The sequence below is a fragment of the Leclercia adecarboxylata genome, from assembly GCF_006874705.1.
In the GTDB taxonomy this organism is placed as follows: domain Bacteria; phylum Pseudomonadota; class Gammaproteobacteria; order Enterobacterales; family Enterobacteriaceae; genus Enterobacter; species Enterobacter adecarboxylatus_C.
Genome location: NZ_CP035382.1, coordinates 358728 through 381833 on the forward strand (window position 1 = coordinate 358728; position 23106 = coordinate 381833).

Sequence of the window (23106 nt, forward strand, 5' to 3'; positions counted from 1 at the left end):
TTAGTTATTTGTACAATTATGGTTTAACCGTACAGATTTAAGACAATCCTTTTCGTCTTGCGCAACAGGACGAAAAAGTCAGCCCCGGAAGTAGCGTGAGGCTGGAAATTCGATTATTACGCTTTATACTGCCCTATTCGCCTGAAGCGCAGCCATAACGGGTTAACCACATCAATGAGTCAGTCTGAAACCACAGCCGCGAACAAATTCTCCCTGCTTCCGGGCAGCATTACCCGTTTCTTTCTTCTATTGATCGTTGTGCTGTTAGTGACCATGGGCGTGATGGTGCAGAGCGCGGTGAACACCTGGTTAAAAGATAAAAGCTATCAGATTGTCGATATCAGCCACGCGCTGCATAAACGTATCGACACCTGGCGCTACGCAACCTGGCAGATTTACGACAACATCGCCGCCACGCCGACAACCGCATCCGCAGAAGGGCTGCAGGAGACGCGGCTGAAGCAGGATGTGTATTATCTGGAGAAAACGCGGCGCAAAACCGAAGCCCTGATTTTCGGTTCGCACGACAGCGCCACGCTGGAAATGACCCAGCGCATGTCGACCTATCTTGATACGCTATGGGGAGCGGAGACCGTTCCCTGGTCGATGTACTATCTCAATGGTCAGGACAACAGCATGATCCTGATCTCCACCCTGCCGCTAAAAGATCTCTCCTCCGGTTTTAAAGAGTCGTCGGTGGGCACCGTTGTCGACTCCCGTCGCGCAGAGATGCTGCAGCAGGCCAATGCCCTGGATGAGCGTGAAAGTTTCTCTTCCCTGCGCCGCCTGGCCTGGCAAAATGGCTACTACTTTACCCTGCGCACTACCTTCAATCAGCCAGGGCATCTGGCAACGGTGGTGGCCTTCGATCTGCCGATCAACGATCTGATCCCCCCGGATATGCCGCTTGAGAGCTTCCGCCTGGAACAGGATTCCTCGGGGCAAAACCTGCGCGCGCCGACGGACAAAGAGAGCCCCGAAAGCGTCTCGATCTCCTTTAACGGATCGAAAATCGAGATTGCCTCCTCGCTGAACACGACCGGTATGCGCCTGGTCTGGCAGGTCCCTTTTGGTACCCTGTTGCTGGACACCCTGCAAAATATCCTGCTGCCGCTGCTGCTTAATATCGGCCTGCTGGCGCTGGCGCTGTTTGGTTACACCACCTTCCGCTCGCAGCCAGGCCGCCAGAGCGATGCCCCCGTCGCCGCAGGTACCAGCAACGAGCTGCGCGTGCTGCGCGCGCTCAATGAAGAGATTGTCTCGGTGCTGCCGCTCGGCCTGCTGGTACACGACCAGGAAGCCAACCGCACGGTGATCAGCAACAAAATCGCCGATCACCTGCTGCCGCACCTGAATCTGCAGAACATCACCAGCATGGCCGATCAGCATCAGGGCGTGATTCAGGCCACCATTAATAATGAGCTGTATGAGATCCGCCAGTTCCGCAGCCAGGTGGCGTCACGCACGCAGATCTTTATCATTCGCGATCAGGATCGCGAGGTGCTGGTGAATAAAAAGCTCAAACAGGCGCAAAGGCTGTATGAGAAGAACCAGCAGGGCCGCGCGGCCTTTATGCAGAATATTGGCGATGCCTTTAAACTGCCTCTGAAGGCGCTGGCCAGCGAAGCGGCCCAGTTAACCAGCCCGGAAAGCCTGCAGCTGTCGGGGCATGCCGATACGCTGGTGCGGCTGGTGGATGAGATCCAGCTCGCCAATATGCTGGAAAATGACAGCTGGAAGAGCACCGCAACGCTGTTCTCGATTCAGGATCTGATTGATGAAGTGGTGCCGGAAGTGCTGCCGGTGATCAAGCGTAAGGGACTGCAGCTGCTGATTAACAACCCGCTGCGGGCCAATGATGAACGCCACGGCGACCGTGACGCGCTGCGTCGTATTCTGCTGATGCTGATCCAGTACGCGGTGACCACCACCCAGATCGGCAAAATTACGCTTGAGGTGAGCAGCGATGAATCAGCCGATGACCGTCTCACCTTCCGTATCCTTGATACCGGTGAAGGGGTTACGGCCAGTGAAATCGACAACCTGCACTTCCCGTTCCTGAATGATACTCAGAGCGATAATTACGGCAAAGCCAACGCTCTCACCTTCTGGCTGTGCGATCAGCTGGCGCGTAAGCTTGGCGGCCACCTGAATATTAAAGCCCGTGAATCGCTGGGCACCCGTTATTCACTGCACGTCAAAATGCCGGCCACGCCGCAGGAAGCAGAGGATGATGAGGGCCTGCTGGACGAGGTAGTGATCATGGTGGATGTGACGTCGAATGAGATCCGCAGTATCGTGGTTCGCCAGCTGGAAAACTGGGGTGCGACCTGTATTTCCCCGGACGAAAGGCTGGCAAGTCAAGAATATGATCTCTTTTTAACGGATAATCCGTCTAATCTTACTGCCTCAGGCTTGCTTTTAAGCGATGATGAGCCTGGCGTGCGAAAAATTGGCCCCGGCCAGGTGCGCGTCAACTTTAATATGAGCAATGCGATGCAGGAAGCTGTACTACAACTAATAGAGGAGCAGCTGGCGCAGGAAACGATCCCGGAATCCCCACTGGGCGGCAATGAAAATGCCGAACTGCAGGCCAGCGGCTATTATTCTCTCTTCGTAGACACAGTACCAGATGATGTTAAGAGGTTGTATACTGAATCCGCCGCGAACGACTTCGCAGCGCTGGCTCAGACAGCACACCGGCTCAAAGGGGTGTTTGCCATGCTTAATCTGGTTCCAGGCAAGCAATTATGTGAAACGCTGGAACATCTTATTCGTGAGAAAGATGCCGCCAGCATAGAAAAATACATCAGCGACATTGACGACTATGTCAAAAGCTTGCTGTAGCAAGGTAGCCCTATACATGAACAATATGAACGTAATTATTGCCGATGACCATCCGATTGTACTGTTCGGTATTCGCAAATCACTTGAACAGATCGAGTGGGTGAATGTAGTCGGCGAATTTGAAGATTCCACAGCACTGATTAATAACCTGCCAAAACTTGATGCGCACGTGCTCATCACCGACCTTTCCATGCCTGGAGATAAATACGGTGACGGGATTACGCTTATCAAATACATCAAGCGTCACTTCCCAAGTATTTCGATCATCGTGCTGACCATGAACAACAACCCGGCAATTTTAAGTGCCGTTCTGGATCTCGATATTGAAGGGATTGTCCTGAAACAGGGCGCACCAACCGATCTGCCAAAAGCGCTGGCCGCGCTGCAGAAAGGGAAGAAATTTACCCCGGAAAGCGTCTCCCGCCTGCTGGAAAAAATCAGCGCTGGCGGCTACGGCGACAAACGTCTGTCGCCGAAAGAGAGCGAAGTGTTGCGTCTGTTCGCCGAAGGTTTCCTGGTTACCGAGATTGCCAAGAAGCTGAACCGCAGCATCAAGACCATCAGTAGCCAGAAAAAATCCGCGATGATGAAACTGGGCGTAGAAAACGATATCGCCCTGCTGAACTACCTCTCTTCCGTGACGCTGAGTCCTGCTGATAAAGAGTAGTTGTGCAAAACGCCGGGTGGCGCTGACGCTTACCCGGCCTACACTGCCCGTAGGCCCGCGCAAGCGAAGCGCCGCCGGGCAATAAAAAAAGCCCAGAAATGGGCTTTTTTTTATCCCCGCGTCTTCCTCACCCGCTCCGCATACACCGACAGCGTCTGTTTGAGCACGTCCAGCGTTACCGGCTTGGAAAGACAGCTATCCATTCCCGACTCCAGGCAACGCTGCTTCTCTTCCGCCAGCGCGTTAGCGGTGACGCCCACCACCGGCAGGGTCAGGCCCAGTTGGCGAATACGCTGGGTCAGGCGATAGCCGTCCATGTTCGGCATGTTCACATCGCTCAGAACGATGTCGATGTGGTTTTTACTCAGAACGTTCAGCGCGTCCACACCATCATTAGCGGTTTTGCACTGATAGCCCAACGAGCCCAGCTGATCGGCCAGCAGACGACGGTTAATTGGATGGTCATCCACCACCAGGATCATCATGTCTTCATTCAGCGACTGCGCCGATTCCGGCGACGGCAGCGCCGTCGAGCCATCGCCTGCATCCATTTCCACGCGGTAGATCCGCGCCAGCAGCGCAATCAGTTCGTGCGGCGAGGCTACGCTGTTCACCCACTCACCATGGGCGCGCTCCTGGGCAATACCGATATGGCGACGGCAGAAGATCACCGCTGCTTTGCCCTGCCACGGCTGCTTCAGCTCATCGTCGGTGATGAGCATATCTTCCGCGTCCGGCGTTTGTCCGGCGTAGCGCGCCACGCGAATACCGTGCGGCGTCAGAAGGGATTCCAGGTAGGCATACAGCGAGGCGTTATTGACCGCCAGCCAGCAGCGTTTGTCGCTTAATCCATCCACCAGCCCAGTGGTCGGTGACTGCGCCGCATAGAGCGGAATGCGGATGGTGAACTGGCTGCCCATACCCGGCTCAGTATCCACCGAGATATCGCCGTCCATCATGCTGATCAGTTTTTCACAAATCGCCAGCCCCAGCCCTGTACCCTGGAAGTTTCGCTGAACTCCCGTCCCCACCTGGAAGAACGGGTCGAAGAGTTTGACCACCTCTTTGGCCGGAATACCTACCCCGGTGTCACGCACGCGAATGCTCAGGTAGTCCCCTGCCCTGGAGACATGCATTACAATGCAGCCCATGTCGGTGAACTTAATGGCGTTGCTGAGCAGGTTGGAGATCACCTGTTGCAGGCGCATTGGATCGCCTTGCAGCGATACCGGCACGTCCGGTTCAATAAAGCAGTACAGCCCCAGCTGCTTACGCACCACCAGCGGCAGGTAGTTGGCGCTGATATGGTTCATCACCTCGCGTGGGGAGAATTCACGCGGTTCAATTTTCAGCTGCTCGGACTCGATCTTGGAAAAGTCGAGAATATCGCTGATGATTTTCAGCAGCAGGCTGGAGGAGTTATTCATCGCCGTCACCAGACGGTCAACGCCCCGCGGCAGCTCTTTGGTCTGCAGCAGATCGAGGTTACCGATAATCCCGTATAGCGGGGTGCGCAGCTCGTGGCTGACGGTGGCGAGGAACATCGATTTCGACTGGCTGGCCTGTTCAGCCGACTGAGCCATATCCTGCAACGACTCTTCCATTTTGACGCGCGCGGAGACATCCACCAGCACGCAGATGGCGACGTTCTCATTGCGATAGCGCGAGTGCACAAAGCTGATCTGCAGGTTGGTGTTGCTGCTGGTCAGCACGTCGACGAAGTTGACCTGCTGCCCGCAGATAATTTGCGTCAGCCGTTGCCGGTCCTCATGAGTCAACATATTCAGGTAGTTATGCGCCAGCTCGTTACTGAGGATATTGGTGCCGTCCAGGGTGCGCAGAATACAGATCCCTACCGGCGCAGAGGCAACAATCTTGCGGTTAAACTGCTCATGCTCTTCGAGGCGCTGGGCGTCGATTTCCGCCGGGATAAAGATTTTGCGCTCGTACATCCGCGCGAGAGTAAACAAGGCAATCCCCACCAGCACGTTCAGCAACACCGAGTTGAGGATCAGCATGCGGATACGCTCCAGCACCAGATCCACCGGCACGGAATAGACGATGCTCAGCGACGAAGGCGGCAGGCTCTTTTTCAGCACCAGGTCGCGGAAACCGGAGGTATAACCAAACCAGGAACGCTCCTGCATCCAGCGAGGGTCAACCTTGAGGCGGGTTTCCGGCCCCGCCAGCGAGATAAGCGCATGGCCGTTTTCATCGAGAATGGTCACGCCCATTGGCAAATTGCCAGGGGTGAAAAAGTTTTCCATGCGGATAGTCTGCTCGGTGCCGAGCATCGCCTGCAGGCGGTTTGCCAGGTAGACCGGCGTCATCGCGTAGAAGTACCCTACTCCTGGACGTGGGCCCTGGCTGATCCAGAACAGATTATTGCTGCGCTCATCCTGCGGGGCATTCCGGTATTTCATGATCCGCTCGTGCAGGCTTTTCAGGGCGTTGTCACGATCCACCGGCACGTCACGCAGGCCAAAGTTGGCCATACAAAGGTTTTCGCTGCCAATCAGAAAGACCCGGTTCAGATCGTAGGCTGCCGAGAAGTTGTCGCGCCAGTAGCGCATAAACCAGGCCAGCGACTCCAGCGAACCTCGCCATGCTGAACCCATCGCCGAGCAGTCAGAATCGGGGAACAGCGGCTCAAAATTGGGCACCTCGGTTTTGCTGTCGCGCCCGCGGCTGGCCAGTACGCCATTTTCTGCCGTCAGACGGTTCTCAGCGATATACTTGAGCTCCTTCATGACGTCGGCGGTGCGCTGAATATAGCGCTGGGACTGATCGTAACTGAGGTTGAACTCCTGACGGATCTCCGACTCCTTCTGGTGCAGCGCGTTGACGATGTAAAACACCGAAAACAGGGCGATCAGCACCCAGATCAGGAGCGCCAGCGCCCGAAATAGATAGCGAGAGACTTTCAGCGTGGTTCGAAAGGAGACGAGGTATTTCAAGGGGGCGAGGCTCCGCCATCAGGGTCAAAAGGAATGGCTTAAGGTAGCGGTAAACGGGCGCGGTCGCAATGTTCGGTTGTCTGCAATTGCGTGTAGCTGCAAAAGAAAAGGGCCGGAGACCGGCCCTTTATCGTCAGATGACATTACTCTTCAGCGTCATCCGCTACATCGTCGTCGGTGTCGGCTTCGGGTGCGATCTCATCATCACCTTCCGCTACGCTGCCGTCGATAGAGTCGAGCTCTTCGTCATCCACCGGCTCAGCAACGCGCTGCAGACCCACCACGTTTTCATCTTCCGCGGTACGGATGAGGATCACGCCCTGGGTGTTACGGCCCACCACACTGATCTCTGACACGCGGGTACGCACCAGCGTACCCGCATCGGTGATCATCATGATCTGGTCGGTATCATCAACCTGCACCGCACCAACAACGGAGCCGTTACGCTCGGTCACTTTGATCGAGATAACGCCCTGCGTGCCGCGGGACTTGGTTGGATACTCGTCCTGGGCAGTACGTTTACCGTAGCCATTCTGCGTAACGGTCAGGATCGCTCCCTCGCCGCGCGGAACAATCAGGGAGACGACGCTGTCTTCGCCCGCCAGTTTGATGCCGCGCACGCCGGTCGCGGTACGACCCATGGCGCGCACTGCGCTCTCTTTGAAGCGCACGACTTTACCGGCGGCAGAGAACAGCATCACTTCGTCGGAACCGGAGGTCAGATCCACACCAATTAGTTCGTCGCCTTCGTTCAGGTTGACGGCAATAATGCCGGCAGAACGCGGACGGCTGAATTCGGTCAGGGCGGTCTTCTTCACCGTGCCGCTGGCGGTCGCCATAAACACGTTCACGCCTTCCGCGTACTCGCGAACCGGCAGAATAGCGGTGATACGCTCGTTCTGCTCCAGCGGCAGCAGGTTGACGATTGGACGTCCACGCGCGCCACGGCTCGCTTCCGGCAGCTGATAAACCTTCATCCAGTACAGACGACCCCGGCTGGAGAAGCAGAGGATGGTGTCGTGGGTGTTGGCCACCAGCAGGCGGTCAATAAAGTCTTCTTCTTTAATACGTGCCGCTGACTTGCCTTTACCGCCACGACGCTGTGCTTCGTAGTCGGTTAACGGCTGGTACTTCACGTAGCCCTGGTGAGACAGGGTCACAACAACGTCTTCCTGGTTGATCAGGTCTTCGATGTTGATATCAGCGCTGTTCGCCGTGATTTCGGTGCGACGCTCATCGCCGAACTGATCGCGGACCAGCTCCAGCTCTTCACGGATCACTTCCATCAGACGATCGGCGCTGCCCAGGATATGCAGCAGTTCAGCAATCTGTGCCAGCAGCTCTTTGTACTCGTCGAGCAGTTTTTCGTGCTCAAGGCCGGTCAGTTTCTGCAGACGCAGATCCAGAATCGCCTGAGCCTGCTGCTCGGTCAGCCAGTATTTGCCATCGCGAATACCGTACTGCGGCTCCAGCCACTCAGGACGCGCGGCGTCGTCACCGGCACGCTCCAGCATGGAAGAGACGTTGCCCAGATCCCACGGCTGCGCGATCAGGCCCGCTTTCGCTTCGGCAGGGGTTGGTGCACGACGAATCAGCTCGATGATCGGATCGATGTTCGCCAGCGCAACCGCCAGCGCTTCAAGGATGTGCGCGCGATCGCGGGCTTTACGCAGTTCGAAAATGGTACGACGGGTCACCACTTCACGGCGGTGACGCACGAACGCGCTCAGAATGTCTTTCAGGTTCATGATCTTCGGCTGACCATGGTGCAGCGCAACCATGTTGATGCCGAAGGAGACCTGAAGCTGAGTCAGGGAGTACAGGTTGTTAAGAACCACTTCCCCTACCGCGTCACGTTTGATCTCAATCACGATGCGCATGCCGTCTTTGTCAGACTCATCACGCAGCGCGCTGATCCCTTCAATACGTTTCTCTTTAACCAGCTCGGCAACCTTCTCGATCAGGCGCGCTTTGTTCACCTGATACGGAATTTCGTGGACGATAATAGTCTCACGGCCGGTTTTCGCGTCGGCTTCGACTTCGGCGCGGGCACGAATATAGATCTTGCCGCGACCGGTACGGTACGCTTCTTCAATACCGCGACGGCCATTAATGATGGCGGCGGTCGGGAAGTCCGGGCCCGGGATGTGTTCCATCAGCCCTTCAACGCTGATCTCTTCATCGTCAATATAGGCCAGACAGCCGTTGATCACTTCCGTGATGTTGTGCGGTGGAATGTTGGTGGCCATACCTACGGCGATACCGGAAGAACCGTTTACCAGCAGGTTAGGGATCTTGGTTGGCATCACATCAGGAATGCGCTCGGTGCCGTCGTAGTTATCGACGAAATCAACGGTTTCTTTTTCCAGATCGGCCATCAGCTCATGGGCGATTTTCGACATACGGATTTCCGTATAACGCATCGCCGCGGCGGAGTCGCCGTCGACAGAACCGAAGTTACCCTGACCATCAACCAGCATGTAACGCAGTGAGAATGGCTGTGCCATACGGACGATGGTGTCATAAACTGCAGTATCACCATGGGGGTGATATTTACCGATTACGTCACCAACGACACGGGCAGATTTTTTGTAGGCTTTATTCCAGTCATTGCCCAATACGTTCATGGCGTATAGTACGCGACGGTGTACCGGCTTAAGTCCATCGCGGACATCCGGCAGCGCACGGCCAACAATGACCGACATCGCATAATCCAGATAGGAGCTCTTCAGCTCTTCCTCGATGTTAACCGGTGTAATTTCTCTCGCAAGGTCGCTCATCTAACCGCTATCCCTCTACTGTATCCCGGATTCAAAGGTCGGAAATTATAACACACCCGCTCAGGTTTAAACTAATTTGCTTTGTTATCCTGATATACTTCCTCGTCTTTAAATTACGGAGTAAAAGCGTCCATGAATGCGGAAAAATCCCCGGTGGCTCCCAACGTTGACCATGAAGAGATCGCTAAATTCGAAGCCGTCGCCTCGCGCTGGTGGGATCTTGAAGGTGAGTTCAAACCCCTGCACCGCATTAACCCCCTGCGTCTGGGCTATATCGCGGAGCGTTCCGGCGGCCTGTTCGGTAAAAAGGTGCTCGATGTAGGCTGCGGCGGCGGCATTCTCGCCGAGAGCATGGCGCGCGAAGGCGCCACGGTGACCGGACTGGATATGGGCTTCGAGCCGCTGCAGGTGGCGCGACTGCATGCGCTGGAAAGCGGCATTCAGGTAGAGTATATGCAGGAAACGGTTGAGGAGCACGCCGCAAAGCATGCCCATCAGTTTGACGTCGTCACCTGCATGGAGATGCTGGAGCACGTTCCCGACCCGCAATCGGTAGTCAAAGCCTGTGCGGCGCTGGTAAAGCCGGGCGGTCAGGTGTTCTTCTCCACTATCAACCGCAACGGTAAGGCGTGGCTGATGGCGGTGGTCGGCGCGGAGTACGTGCTGCGGATGGTGCCAAAAGGTACGCATGACGTGAAAAAATTCATCAAACCGGCGGAATTACTGAGCTGGGTTGACGGCACGTGGCTGAAAGAGCAGCACATGACCGGTCTGCATTACAATCCTCTGACCGACAAGTTCAAACTGGCGCCGGGCGTGGACGTGAACTACATGCTCCATACCACCGCAAAAAAAGACTAAGAATATCCACTCTTTTTCTAACGAATGCGCAACCCCCCGTTGCGCATTTTTGACCACCCGTTGAAGAAATCAGCAGTCGATCAAATTTTCATTTTTTTTTCTAAATTATTGACATCACGTCCAGGCCTTACGGTACGAGGACTTACGCTTTTTTACGCTTTGACAACCTCAATTTAACCTCAAAATCAACTCTTGTACTGAAAAGAATCCTTACTAGAATACTCACCATCTTGCGTTATGCTTAATGCGAAACCCCTATATATAGTATTTATCCACAACAACCTGTGGATAAACGGGGGATATTTCTTTTTTTCACGGACAGGTAAAAACCCACATGAATCAGAGTCTGCTGGTGACAAAGCGCGACGGTGCTACCGAGCGTATCAATCTGGACAAAATCCATCGTGTTCTCGACTGGGCAGCAGAAGGACTGAACAACGTATCTATCTCCCAGGTTGAACTGCGCTCCCACATCCAGTTCTACGACGGCATCAAGACCTCTGATATCCACGAAACCATCATCAAAGCGGCAGCGGATCTCATCTCCCGCGAAGCACCGGATTATCAGTACCTCGCTGCCCGTCTGGCCATTTTCCACCTGCGTAAAAAAGCCTACGGCCAGTTTGAGCCGCCAGCGCTGTTCGATCATGTGGTGAAGATGGTTGAGCTGGGCAAATACGACACGCATCTGCTGGAAGACTACACGGAAGAAGAGTTCAAGCAGATGGACGGGTTTATCGATCACTGGCGTGATATGAACTTCTCCTACGCCGCGGTAAAACAGCTGGAAGGTAAATACCTGGTCCAGAACCGTGTGACCGGCGAAATCTACGAGAGCGCCCAGTTCCTCTACATTCTGGTCGCCGCCTGCCTGTTCTCTAACTACCCGCGTGCAACCCGTCTGGAATACGTGAAGCGTTTCTACGATGCGGTCTCCACGTTCAAGATTTCTCTGCCTACGCCAATTATGTCCGGCGTGCGCACCCCAACCCGCCAGTTCAGCTCCTGTGTGCTGATCGAGTGCGGCGACAGCCTGGACTCCATTAACGCCACCTCCAGCGCCATCGTGAAATACGTTTCCCAGCGCGCCGGTATCGGCATCAACGCCGGTCGCATTCGCGCGCTGGGCAGCCCAATTCGCGGCGGTGAAGCGTTCCACACCGGCTGTATTCCGTTCTACAAACACTTCCAGACCGCGGTGAAATCCTGCTCTCAGGGCGGCGTGCGCGGTGGTGCAGCGACCCTGTTCTATCCGATGTGGCACCTGGAAGTTGAAAGCCTGCTGGTACTGAAAAACAACCGTGGCGTGGAAGGAAACCGCGTGCGTCACATGGACTACGGCGTTCAGATCAACAAGCTGATGTACACCCGTCTGCTGAAAGGCGGCGACATCACCCTGTTCAGCCCATCCGACGTTCCGGGCCTGTATGACGCCTTCTTTGCCGATCAGGATGAGTTTGAGCGCCTGTACGTTCAATACGAAAACGACGACAGCATCCGCAAGCAGCGCGTGAAGGCGGTTGAGCTGTTCTCGCTGATGATGCAGGAGCGTGCCTCCACTGGCCGTATCTACATCCAGAACGTTGACCACTGCAACACCCACAGCCCGTTCGATCCGGTCGTTGCCCCAGTGCGCCAGTCCAACCTGTGCCTGGAGATCGCCCTGCCGACCAAACCGCTGGAAGATGTGAACGACGAAAACGGCGAGATCGCCCTCTGTACGCTCTCCGCGTTCAACCTGGGTGCGATTAACAGCCTCGACGAGCTGGAAGAGCTGGCGGTGCTGGCGGTACGTGCCCTGGATGCGCTGCTGGATTATCAGGATTACCCAATCCCGGCGGCAAAACGCGGTGCAATGGGTCGTCGTACCCTCGGCATTGGCGTGATCAACTATGCCTACTGGCTGGCGAAAAACGGCAAGCGTTATTCCGACGGCAGCGCCAACAACCTGACGCACCAGACCTTCGAAGCCATTCAGTATTACCTGCTGAAGGCCTCCAACGATCTGGCTATCGAGCAGGGTGCCTGCCCGTGGTTCAACGAAACCACCTACGCCAAAGGCATTCTGCCGATCGACACCTATAAGAAAGACCTGGACGCGATCGCCAACGAGCCGCTGCACCTGGACTGGGAAGCGCTCCGTGAGTCCATTAAAACCCACGGCCTGCGTAACTCCACGCTCTCTGCCCTGATGCCGTCCGAGACCTCCTCGCAGATCTCCAACGCCACCAACGGCATCGAGCCGCCGCGCGGCCACGTGAGCATCAAAGCCTCGAAAGACGGGATCCTGCGTCAGGTGGTGCCGGACTACGAGCTGCTGAAAAACAACTACGAGCTGCTGTGGGAAATGCCAAATAACGACGGCTACCTGCAGCTGGTGGGCATCATGCAGAAGTTTATCGACCAGTCGATCTCTGCGAACACCAACTACGATCCGTCACGCTTCCCGTCCGGGAAAGTGCCGATGCAGCAGCTGCTGAAAGACCTGCTTACCGCCTATAAATTCGGCGTGAAGACCCTGTACTATCAAAACACCCGTGACGGTGCGGAAGATGCGCAGGACGATCTGGCCCCGTCCATTCAGGATGATGGCTGCGAAAGCGGCGCATGTAAGATTTAATGTAAATGCCGGGTGGCGCTACGCTTACCCGGCCTACGATTTTGTTTGCCCGACCTACAAAATCTCTCACAGGACACACTCATGGCATACACCACCTTTTCACAGACGAAAAACGACCAGCTCAAAGAGCCGATGTTCTTCGGCCAGCCGGTCAACGTGGCACGCTACGATCAGCAAAAATATGACATCTTCGAAAAGCTGATTGAAAAGCAACTCTCCTTCTTCTGGCGTCCGGAAGAAGTTGACGTTTCCCGCGACCGCATCGACTTCCAGGCCCTGCCGGAACATGAAAAGCACATTTTCCTCAGCAACCTGAAGTATCAGACGCTGCTGGACTCCATCCAGGGTCGTAGCCCGAACGTGGCGCTGCTGCCGCTGATCTCTATCCCTGAGCTGGAAACCTGGGTCGAGACCTGGGCGTTCTCCGAGACGATCCACTCCCGCTCCTACACCCATATCATCCGTAATATCGTCAACGATCCGGCGATTGTGTTCGATGATATCGTTACCAACGATCAGATCCTGAAGCGCGCGCAGGGTATTGCCCACTTCTATGACGACCTGATCGAGATGACCAGCTACTGGCATCTGCTGGGTGAAGGCACCCATACCGTGAACGGTAAAACCGTCACCGTGAACCTGCGTGAGCTGAAGAAAAAGCTCTACCTGTGCCTGATGAGCGTTAACGCCCTGGAAGCGATCCGCTTCTACGTCAGCTTCGCCTGCTCCTTCGCCTTCGCGGAACGCGAGCTGATGGAAGGCAACGCCAAAATCATCCGTCTGATCGCCCGTGATGAAGCCCTGCACCTGACCGGCACCCAGCATATGCTGAACCTGTTGCGCAGCGGCGTGGACGATCCGGAGATGGCCGAGGTTGCTGAAGAGTGCAAGCAGGAGAGCTATGACCTGTTTGTCCAGGCGGCACAGCAGGAGAAAGAGTGGGCGGAATACCTGTTCCAGGGCGGCTCCATGATTGGCCTGAACAAAGATATTCTCTGCCAGTACGTGGAGTACATCACCAACATCCGCATGCAGGCTGTGGGCCTCGACCTGCCGTTCCAGACCCGCTCCAACCCAATCCCGTGGATCAACACCTGGCTGGTGTCCGATAACGTTCAGGTGGCGCCGCAGGAAGTGGAAGTCAGCTCCTACCTGGTCGGTCAGATTGACTCCGAAGTCAACACCGACGATTTGAGCGACTTCCAGCTCTGATGAGCCGCGTGACGCTTCGTCTTACTGGCACAGAACTCCTGTGCCAGGAAGAACACCCTTCCCTGCTCGTTGCGCTGGAATCCCACCAGATTGAGGTCGAATACCAGTGTCGTGAAGGCTATTGCGGCTCCTGCCGCTGCCGCCTGGTGACCGGTCAGGTCGACTGGATCACCGAACCGCTGGCCTTCATCAACGAAGGGGAAATTTTGCCCTGCTGCTGCCGGGCAAAAGGTGATATCGAAATCGAAATGTAACCCGGTCAGTAGCTGCTTTTACTGGCCCGGGCGCTGCCGGATCTGAACAGCGCCAGCCGCTCGTCCAGCGCTCCGGTATAGAGCATGGTATCGACCCCGACGGCAACAAAGTTCGCCCCCCACGCCAGACAACGCGTCGCCATCTCAGGCTCCACCGCCAGGAAGCCCGCGGCTTTACCCGTGTGTCGGATCCGGCGGATCGCCTGCTCGATAATGGCCTGCACCTGCGGATGACCGGCGTTGTCGGGATAGCCCAGCGAAGCCGACAGATCGGCCGGACCGATAAACACCCCGTCAATTCCTTCCACCTCCAGAATCGCATCCAGATTATCCAGTGCGGCTTTGCTCTCCACCTGAATAAGCAGGCACAGCTCGTCGTTGGCCCGGGCCATGTAGTTCTCCACCCGTCCCCAGCGCGCCGCCCGCGCCACGCCGGCCCCCACGCCGCGTACGCCCAGCGGCGGATAGCGCGTAGCGGAGACGATCTCCCGGGCCTGTTCGGCGCTGTCGACCATTGGGATCAGCAGCGTCCTGGCCCCAATATCCAGCACCTGTTTGATCAGGCTGCGGTCACCGTCAACCGGGCGTATCACCGGCTGGCTGGCATAAGGGGCAATCGCCTGCAACTGGTGGTAGAGATCCTGCACCGTGTTCGGCGCATGCTCCCCGTCGATTAACAGCCAGTCGTAGCCAGAGGTCGCCGCGATCTCCGCCATATAAGATGAGGTGGAGCTCAGCCACAGCCCGATCTGCGTTTCCCCGTTACGCAGAGCCTGCTTAAAGGGGTTGGAAAGAACGTTTTGCATAATAAGTCCCTGATATTAATGATGTACGCGATCGGCCTGCGGCACGCTGCGGGTCACGCCCAGCACCAGAATCGCCAGTGCGCCGAGGATCGCAATCCCGGCCAGCGCCAGCAGCCCGGCAGCATCGCTGCCAAATACGGTCTGGGCTTTCACCCGGATAAGCGGAGCGAGAAAACCACCCACTGCGCCAAACAGATTGACGAAGCCAATCCCCGCCGCCAGCGCGGTGCCGGAGAGCAGCTGCGTCGGCATGGTCCAGAAGACCGGCTGCACGGCGATAAACCCGACCGCGGCCACGCACAGCGCCACCATCGCAAGCCACGGCGATACCAGCCCTGAGACGCCCACTCCAATACCGGCGGCCAGCAAAGTCAGCGTGGCGATGTTGCGCCGCTCGCCGGTGCGGTCGGAGTAGCGCGGGATCAGCCAGGTGCCAAACAGCGCCGCAACCCACGGAATAGCGGTCACCACCGAGGCGGTGAAGCCCACTTTGGTGCCGAGCAGGGCCGCCACCTGGGTCGGCAGGAAGAAGATCAGCCCGTAGACGGCGATCTGGATAGTCATGTAGATAAACGCCAGCTGCCAGACCCGACCGTTGCGCAGGGCATCGCTCAGCCGGGACGTGGCCTTGCTCTGTTCCTCCCCCGCCAGCTGATTAATCAGCACCTGCTTCTCCTGAGCAGTGAGGAACCGCGCCTGCTGCGGGGTATCGTCCAGCCAGAAGAAGGTAAAGACCCCTGCCCCCACGGCAATCAGCCCTTCGATAATAAACATCCAGAACCAGCCGGGATGGCCCATAAAGCCGTGCATTTCCAGCAGCGCCCCGGAGAGCGGCGATCCGAGCGACAACGCCAGCGGCGCGCCCATGTAAAACAGCCCCATGATGCTGGCGCGGTTGCGCTGGGGGAACCACTGGGAGGTGAGGTAGATCATGCCGGGGAAGAAGCCTGCCTCCGCTGCCCCCAGCAGGGTGCGGATCAGCAGAAACTTACTTTCCGTGTCGGCCCACACCATCGCCGCGGAGAGGAACCCCCACAGCAGCGTGGTGGTGCCAATCCATGTCCGTGCGCCAAACTTGCGCATCAGCAGGTTAGCGGGCACCCCCAGCAGGGCGTAAACCACAAAGAAGATCCCGGCGCCCAGGGCATAGGCTTCGTTACTGAGCCCGGTATCAATCTGGTAGCTCTCTTTGGCGAAGCCGATATTAGAGCGATCCAGAAATGCCAGCACGTAGAGCGCCAGCATGAACGGGATCAGGCGGGCGCGGTTTTTCCTGACCACGCTGTCGAGCAGAGTCATACTCATGGACAATCCTCAGTAAAAGGTGACGCCACGCCGAAGCGCGGCGCGACGGATTAGTGGCTGTAAGGACGCTTCAGGGCACAATCGCGGTTCAGCTCGACGCCGAAGCCGGGTTTATCCAGCACCGATTTGTGGATGCGGCCATTCACCGGCACCGGTTCATCAAGCAGGATCGGATCAAACTGCGGACGCAGCGTCGCGCAGTCCGGGCTGGTCATCAGGAACTCGCTGAACGGCGTGTTGGTGAAAGTGATCACCGCATGGTGGGAGTAAACCGACGAGCCGTGCGGCACCACCAGCTGTCCCCGCGCTTTAGCGATAGCGGCGATCTCCACCAGGGTGGTTAAGCCGCCGCACCAGCCAACGTCCGGCTGCATGATATCGATCCCGGTTTCGGAGAGCGTGCGGAAGGATTGCAGGGTGCCGTGGTGCTCGCCGCTGGTCACCATCATTCCCGGCGGGGCATTGCGCTTCAGTTCGCGATAGCCTTCGTACTGCTGCGGCGGGAGGCACTCCTCAATCCACTTCAGGTTATAGGGCGCGCAGGCGTGGGCCAGTCTGGTGGCGTAATTCACGTCCTGGCTCATCCAGCAGTCGAGCATCAGCCAGAAGTCCGGACCGCATTTCTCGCGGTACTCCGCCACCATTGCCGCGTCCTGGCGGATCCCGGCGTCGCCATCGTGCGGCCCCCGGTGGGTCGGCATTTTGCCGCCGATAAAGCCCATCTCTTTCGCCAGGTCCGGCCGCGCGCCGGTAGCATAAAAGCGGATCTCATCCCGTACCGCACCGCCGAGCAGCTTGTAGACCGGCAAGCCGACCACCTTGCCGAACAGATCCCATAGCGCCAGGTCGATGCAGGAGATGGTGTTCAACACCAGCCCGCCGGATCCAGCGTAATACATGGTCGCCCCGAGCATCTGGTCGTGAATAAGCTTGATGTCGCTGACGCACTTGCCTTCAATAAAGCGGCTGAGGTGCTTCTCAACGATAAAGCAGCCCATCTCTCCGGCGGTGGAGACCGCAAAACCGGTCTGGCCGTTGTCGGCCTCCACTTCGACAACCAGCGTGCCGAGGACGTTAATGCCGAAGGACTGACGCGACTGTTCATACTGCGGATATTTACTCATTGGGGTGGCAATGTGGTCGTCGATCCAGTGGTTGGCCCCCTGGTCGTGATAATCACCACCGCCTGCGCCCTTCTCTGCCGTAGCGCCGCCGGTAAACCAGGCACGGATCTGTTTAATCTTCGGTAGGGTCATGATGTTCTCCATATTATAAGGCTTGATCGAAGGGGCTTTTCCAGCCCAGTAAACGGGAAATATCTTTCGCGCAGGCAATCGCTTTACCGGCCAGGTAATCGCGGTTGTCCTCGTTGATCTGCAGCCGGGTACCCACCACCGAGATTGCCGCGGTAAGGTCGTTGCTGGCGTTAAAGACCGGCGCCGCCACGCAGCGCACGTCGGGGTAGTCTTCCCCGTTGTCAAAGCTCCAGCCTCTGGCGCGAATGCGTGCCAGCTCGTCGCGCATCTGCCCGGCGCTGGTGATAGTGGTAGGGGTGACCCGCTCCCAGTCCAGGCTGGCAATAATGGCCTCCTGCACCCGCTCGGGCTGCCAGGCGAGCAGGCATTTGCCAATCCCCGAGCGGGAGAGCGACAGGCTTTTCCCCTCGTGGGAACGCACGCTGATGGTTGCGGGCGACTCGATTTTGAGGATGTAGTAAGCGCTGCCGTTATCGATAATGCCGAGATGGCACAGCAGGCCGCTCTCGTCCATCAGCTGCGTCAGGCGCGGGCGCGCCATCTCACGCAGATCCATCCGGCTGACCGCATGGCCCGCCAGCTCCACCAGCCGGGTCCACAGGCAGTAGTTGTCCTGGCTGTCGAGGCTGAGAAAACGCTGTCTTCTCAGTTCACCCAGCAACAGATAGGCAGTGCTTTTCGGGATCCCCAGCGCGTCGATAATAGTCGCGGCGCTACAGGGCCCCAGACGGGCAATGGTGTCGAGAATATCGATGGCGCGGGTCAGCGCCGGTACTTTGGTTGATTCCAACATGCTGGACTCCAGTCCTGAATACTGGAATCAGTGTTGCGGCTGAGGGCGGGTTTATTTGTGAGCGAGTTCAAATCGCCGGAGGGTTCCAGCCAGCTGGACAAACAGCAGGATAAAATTGTGACGAACAGCGCAGAAAAAAACAGAGCGAGTACAACAGGTTGGACAACAACGCGCCGGACGGGAGCCCGGCGCGCAAAAATCACGGCAGGAACAGCGTCTCGACGACGTTGATCCAGCCATGTTCAGTGGCCACCGGCTTGCCGTTCAGCCAGCGACGCAGCATGTTAAGCGCCATCATCGCGCAGACCTCCTGACGGACTGCCAGGCTGTAGCGCGTTGTGCTCATCTTCACCCGCAGGGCGTGGGTGCCTTCCGGGGTAGCCAGGGCAAAGTTGAGATGATCTTCTTCCGCACCCGACACCGCTAACGCCAGACCGGCAAAATGTTTCACGCGCCGCTCGGCCACCCAGTGGGCAGTTTGCGCCAGGGTCTCCTCCTGGGAAGGCACCACCTCGCTTGCCAGCAGTGGAGCGCTTACCCGCGAGAGCTGTAACGCCAGCAGGCCACCGGTAAATTGCTCGCTCAGGGTCAGGCTCAGCTGGCGGGCCTGTAGATTGCGGGCGATTTGCGCCGGGAGTCCTTCGGTGCCTTCGAAGATCAGGTTCTCACCCGCCACGCGCTGCACCTCAGGCCACAGGGCCAGCATTGCGGCCTTCTCGGTGGCCGGGCCGGTTAATTTCAGTTCGATAATCGGCATGGAGGAGCGGTAGCCCATCGTCACGCCTGGCGGTAACACCAGATGATCGAGACTCTGCGCCAGGTCGCTCTCCGAGCGGCCAAAAGTGGTGAGTCGTAAACAGATCGGGGGTTCCGGTAAGGTAAAACGCTGCCGCAGACGCGGCAGGATCTCTTTTTCCACCATCACCTTAAATTCGGACGGAACGCCGGGGGTGAAGAACATCAGGCAGCGATTAAGCTGAACGGCAAAGCCGCAGGCGGTACCGACAGGGTTATCAACCAACTCCGCGCTGGCCGGAATTTCTGCCTGTTTGCGGTTGCTGGGAGCCATCACTTTGCCGCGATCGCTGAAGAAATGCTCCATATGGCTGAGCCACTCGGTATGCAGCACCAGCTCTTCGCCTTTCGCCGTGGCGGCGGCCAGCGCGCTCAGGTCATCGCTGGTGGGGCCGAGGCCCCCATTTACAATCAGCACATCCGCCTGTTCGCTACGTTCACGCAGGACGTTGACCAGCGACTCCAGCGAGTCGCCCACCGTGTTACGCCGCGTTAGGGGTAATCCTTGCTCAAAGAAAATATCCGCCAGCCAGGCCGCATTGGTATCAGTGATTTGTCCATACAGCACTTCATCGCCAGTGGACAGCATCTCCACGTTTATCATTGTGTTCTCCCGCATTTGTGGTGAAAACACTATAGCGCAATCGGCTGTGGGGGGAAGAGAGAAACAGGCGCGGCAGAACGCCGCGCCGGGAGATCAGAAGCCTGCGCTTACGCCCACGTACGGGCCATCAGCGACGGCGTTGTCGCGGTTGCCGTCTTTGCCCGCCAGGTTAAGGTAACGGTAGCCCGCTTCAATGGTGACAGGACGCATGATGGTCCAGCGCGCACCCGCGTTGGCCTCTTCGTAGCTATCGATACCGCTGGAGAGGGAGTCCGGAGAGTAGTAGTACTCGCCAAACAGACCAAAGCTGTTGCCAATTTTCCACTGCAGACCACCGCCTACCGCTGCCGCATAGCCTTCATCGCTGTCTTTCGGGTTGGTGTAGATGCCTTTACCGCCCACGGTGGCAAGGAACGGACCGAGAGGCACGTTCAGACCCAGACCGATGCTGGCCACGTCACCCTCATCGTCGTTATTGGTCCAGTTGCCGCTCGCGGCCAGACCCGACGTTTCGGTGCCAAAACCGACGCCAACGTTGGTGTAGTCCTCACCGGCCTGGCCGCTGATGGAAATTGCGTTCGCTGCCGCAGAAACGAACATCAGGCCGCCGAGGCCCAGTAATGCCACTTTTTTCATTGTCGTGATCCCGCACAATTATTTAGATAACTTCCAAAAACGCGTGATTTTAACGTGAGTCAGCCTGCGATCAACGCTGTGGTGAGATAATAAAAAAATAAGTTTGTAACGAGTTGATACTTACAGGATTTAACAATGTTAAATCCTGAGAAACAGGTTACGCCCGGTTACCTTGCGTCCGATCAATACCTGCCCTGACGCATTTCTTTAGATTAACTTTTGCTCAAAACGGAAATTTACCGACTAATACTCACACATCAGGGAGAAAATATGAGCAAGAAAGGTTTAACCACCGCATCCGGCTGCCCCGTTGTTCACAACAATAATGTTGCCACCGCGGGCCCACGCGGACCGATGCTGCTGCAGGATGTCTGGTTCCTGGAAAAACTGGCGCATTTCGACAGAGAGGTGATCCCGGAACGTCGGATGCATGCCAAAGGCTCAGGCGCCTACGGCACCTTTACCGTTACCCGGGACATCACCGCCTTTACCCGTGCAAAGCTGTTCTCCGCTGTCGGTAAAAAAACCGATCTCTTTGTGCGCTTCTCCACCGTGGCCGGTGAACGCGGCGCCGCCGATGCGGAACGTGATATCCGCGGCTTCTCCATCAAGTTTTACACCGAGGAAGGTAACTGGGATCTGGTCGGCAATAATACCCCTATTTTCTATCTGCGCGATCCGCTGAAGTTCCCGGATCTTAACCACGTGGTGAAACGCGATCCGCGTACCAACCTGCGTAACCCGACTTACAAATGGGATTTCTTCTCTCAACTGCCGGAAACGCTGCACCAGCTGACCATTGACTTCAGCGATCGCGGCCTGCCGTGCTCCTATCGCACCATGCACGGCTTTGGCAGCCATGCGTTCAGCTTTATTAACCACAACAACGAACGCTTCTGGGTGAAATTCCACCTCAAGTCCCAGCAGGGTATTGCTAACCTGCAGGACGATGAAGCCAAACGCCTGGTTGCAGAAGATCGCGAGAGCTCACAGCGGGATCTGTTTACCTCTATTGAAAAAGGCAACTTCCCGCGCTGGACGTTTTACGTGCAGATCATGCCGGAAAGCGATGCCGCGAAGGTGCCTTACAATCCGTTCGATTTGACCAAAGTCTGGCCGCACGGCGACTATCCGCTGATGGAGGTGGGTGTGCTGGAGCTGAACCGTAACCCGGATAACTACTTTGCGGAAGTTGAGCAGGTGGCGATGTCGCCCGCTAACGTGGTCCCGGGGATTGGCTTCTCGCCGGATCGCATGCTGCAGGGGCGCCTCTTCTCCTACGGCGATGCCCACCGCTACCGTTTAGGGGTAAACCATCACCAGATCCCGGTGAACGCCCCGCGCTGCCCGTTCCATAACTACCATCGCGACGGCGCGATGCGCGTGGATGGCAACAGCGGCAACGGCGCCACCTATGAGCCAAACAGCTTTGGCGTGTTCCAGGAACAGCCGGACTTTAGCGAGCCGCCATTGTCGCTTGAGGGTGCCGCAGACCACTGGAACCATCGTGAAGATGCCGACTATTTCAGCCAGCCGCGCAAGCTGTTTGAACTGCTGAGCCCGGAAGAGCACCAGCGAATGTTTGAACGTATCGCCGGGGATATGCAGGATGTACCGGCGTTTATTCAGGCACGCCAGATTGCCCTGTTCAGTGAGGTTCATCCTGACTACGGAGCGGGTGTCCAGGCGGCACTGATGCGCTTAGCCGAAGAGAAGTAAAAACAGAACGGGAGCTCAGGCTCCCGTTTTTTATTGCATGACTAATGTCTGGCCTGCTCGACAATCTCGGGTGCCAGCCCGGTCAGTTGGGTGACGATCTCGGGCGGCAGGCCCTTTTCCAGCATAGCCTTCGCGATGCGAAGCGCCTCCTGTTCAATGCCTTCCGCTCTCCCCTGACTTAACCCCTGACTTAATCCCTGAGCCATGCCCTCTTCCCGGAGAAATTGCGCAATATTCATTAACGTCTCCTTATGCTGATGATCCTTCGTCCTGTGTGCTAATGCCTGCAAAAACGCTGCAGGATCGGCGGTATGGCCGGCCTGAAGAAGATAGTTGAGCAACGTTTTAAGCTGGGCGTTGCCAGTGTATCCCAGCGCCAGGAGCCTGACCAGTTGCTCATGGAGTTCCAGCATGTCCCGCTGCCGGACATGCTTTTGCAGCAGTTCCAGCATCGCAATCCGCCGGTGTTGCATGATGCTTTCGTCGGGTAGACAGGTGATGTCAATCAGGGGAAAGGCCCCGGTGTAGAGCGATTCCGCCTGTTCAGGCACCTGAAAGCCATCAAGCCAGCGCAGCGACCATGGGTAAGGCGAGATCCGGCCATGATAAAACAGCATTGGGATCACCAGCGGTAGCTCCCGGTGCCCTTTGTCGAGATGCCGCTGCATGGCGGCAATCGCATAGCGCATCAGGCGAAAGGCCATGTGCCGATCCGGGGAGCTTTGATGCTCGATCAGCACATAAATATACCCGGCGCCGGAAGCGGTTTTCACGGACCAGAGGAGATCGGCGTAGCTGAGACGAAGATCCTCTTCGACAAAGCTGCCAGACTCCAGCCGCAACGACGACAAATCACAGAGGGCGCGTAATTTTTCAGGTAAGTGAATCGCTAAAAAATCACGCGCCGTCTCTGCCTGCGACAGAATATGACGAAACACCGCGTCATGCGGCGTGGGTGTTGATGGGCTGTGCATATTTTCCCTTGCGTCAGTTC

The 23106-nt window shown here is 57.0% G+C and carries 16 protein-coding genes; 7 read left to right on the plus strand and 9 right to left on the minus strand.

Annotation, left to right across the window (positions count from 1 at the left end):
- The first annotated feature begins 174 nt into the window (after positions 1-174).
- A complete protein-coding gene (gene rcsD, locus ES815_RS02740) occupies positions 175-2847 on the plus strand; it encodes a phosphotransferase RcsD (protein WP_142486521.1) in 2673 nt (890 codons plus the stop codon).
- Positions 2848-2863: 16 nt separating this feature from the next.
- The gene (gene rcsB / locus ES815_RS02745; protein WP_032612710.1) at positions 2864-3514 is read left to right on the plus strand and encodes a response regulator transcription factor RcsB; all 651 of its coding nucleotides are present in this window, start codon (positions 2864-2866) and stop codon (positions 3512-3514) included.
- 110 nt (positions 3515-3624) lie between these two features.
- Here rcsB and rcsC read toward each other — a convergent pair whose 3' ends face one another.
- Positions 3625-6471 carry a two-component system sensor histidine kinase RcsC gene (gene rcsC / locus ES815_RS02750; RefSeq protein WP_142486522.1) on the minus strand — a complete coding sequence of 949 codons (2847 nt, stop codon included), beginning with the start codon at positions 6469-6471 and terminating at the stop codon, positions 3625-3627.
- A gap of 143 nt (positions 6472-6614) precedes the next feature.
- Positions 6615-9251 (minus strand): DNA topoisomerase (ATP-hydrolyzing) subunit A, encoded by a 2637-nt coding sequence (gene gyrA, locus ES815_RS02755; RefSeq protein WP_142486523.1) that lies wholly within the window; start codon positions 9249-9251, stop codon positions 6615-6617.
- A 132-nt stretch (positions 9252-9383) separates the two neighbouring features.
- Here gyrA and ubiG point away from each other — a divergent pair, with 132 nt between their 5' ends.
- From ubiG to yfaE, 4 genes are all read left to right on the plus strand, one after another.
- Positions 9384-10112 carry a bifunctional 2-polyprenyl-6-hydroxyphenol methylase/3-demethylubiquinol 3-O-methyltransferase UbiG gene (gene ubiG / locus ES815_RS02760; protein WP_142486524.1) on the plus strand — a complete coding sequence of 243 codons (729 nt, stop codon included), beginning with the start codon at positions 9384-9386 and terminating at the stop codon, positions 10110-10112.
- Positions 10113-10446: 334 nt separating this feature from the next.
- Positions 10447-12732 (plus strand): class 1a ribonucleoside-diphosphate reductase subunit alpha, encoded by a 2286-nt coding sequence (gene nrdA / locus ES815_RS02765; RefSeq protein ID WP_142486525.1) that lies wholly within the window; start codon positions 10447-10449, stop codon positions 12730-12732.
- An 81-nt stretch (positions 12733-12813) separates the two neighbouring features.
- Complete coding sequence (gene nrdB, locus ES815_RS02770; protein ID WP_142486526.1) at positions 12814-13944, plus strand: class Ia ribonucleoside-diphosphate reductase subunit beta; 1131 nt, start codon at positions 12814-12816, stop codon at positions 13942-13944.
- Positions 13944-14198, plus strand: a complete 255-nt coding sequence (gene yfaE, locus ES815_RS02775; RefSeq protein ID WP_142486527.1) for a class I ribonucleotide reductase maintenance protein YfaE — start codon at positions 13944-13946, stop codon at positions 14196-14198. Before nrdB ends, yfaE begins: the two co-directional genes overlap by 1 nt.
- A gap of 5 nt (positions 14199-14203) precedes the next feature.
- Here yfaE and yfaU read toward each other — a convergent pair whose 3' ends face one another.
- The 6 genes from yfaU to ES815_RS02805 form a co-directional block, all read right to left on the minus strand.
- Positions 14204-15004: a 2-keto-3-deoxy-L-rhamnonate aldolase gene (yfaU, locus tag ES815_RS02780; RefSeq protein ID WP_142486528.1), complete on the minus strand. Its 801-nt coding sequence runs from the start codon at positions 15002-15004 to the stop codon at positions 14204-14206.
- Positions 15005-15019: 15 nt separating this feature from the next.
- Positions 15020-16309, minus strand: coding sequence for an MFS transporter (locus ES815_RS02785; RefSeq protein WP_142486529.1), 1290 nt, complete (start codon positions 16307-16309; stop codon positions 15020-15022).
- A gap of 50 nt (positions 16310-16359) precedes the next feature.
- Positions 16360-17565 carry an L-rhamnonate dehydratase gene (rhmD, locus tag ES815_RS02790; protein ID WP_142486530.1) on the minus strand — a complete coding sequence of 402 codons (1206 nt, stop codon included), beginning with the start codon at positions 17563-17565 and terminating at the stop codon, positions 16360-16362.
- Between the two features lie 13 nt (positions 17566-17578).
- Positions 17579-18358 (minus strand): IclR family transcriptional regulator, encoded by a 780-nt coding sequence (locus tag ES815_RS02795; RefSeq protein WP_142486531.1) that lies wholly within the window; start codon positions 18356-18358, stop codon positions 17579-17581.
- A 199-nt stretch (positions 18359-18557) separates the two neighbouring features.
- Positions 18558-19757 (minus strand): nicotinamide mononucleotide deamidase-related protein YfaY, encoded by a 1200-nt coding sequence (locus tag ES815_RS02800; RefSeq protein ID WP_142486532.1) that lies wholly within the window; start codon positions 19755-19757, stop codon positions 18558-18560.
- A gap of 93 nt (positions 19758-19850) precedes the next feature.
- The gene (locus tag ES815_RS02805; RefSeq protein WP_142486533.1) at positions 19851-20393 is read right to left on the minus strand and encodes a YfaZ family outer membrane protein; all 543 of its coding nucleotides are present in this window, start codon (positions 20391-20393) and stop codon (positions 19851-19853) included.
- 270 nt (positions 20394-20663) lie between these two features.
- Here ES815_RS02805 and ES815_RS02810 point away from each other — a divergent pair, with 270 nt between their 5' ends.
- A complete protein-coding gene (locus ES815_RS02810; protein WP_142486534.1) occupies positions 20664-22112 on the plus strand; it encodes a catalase in 1449 nt (482 codons plus the stop codon).
- A gap of 41 nt (positions 22113-22153) precedes the next feature.
- On the opposite strand, the gene ES815_RS02815 is transcribed toward ES815_RS02810, so the two are convergent.
- Positions 22154-23086 (minus strand): Rpn family recombination-promoting nuclease/putative transposase, encoded by a 933-nt coding sequence (locus ES815_RS02815; RefSeq protein WP_142486535.1) that lies wholly within the window; start codon positions 23084-23086, stop codon positions 22154-22156.
- Between the last annotated feature and the right edge of the window lie 20 nt (positions 23087-23106).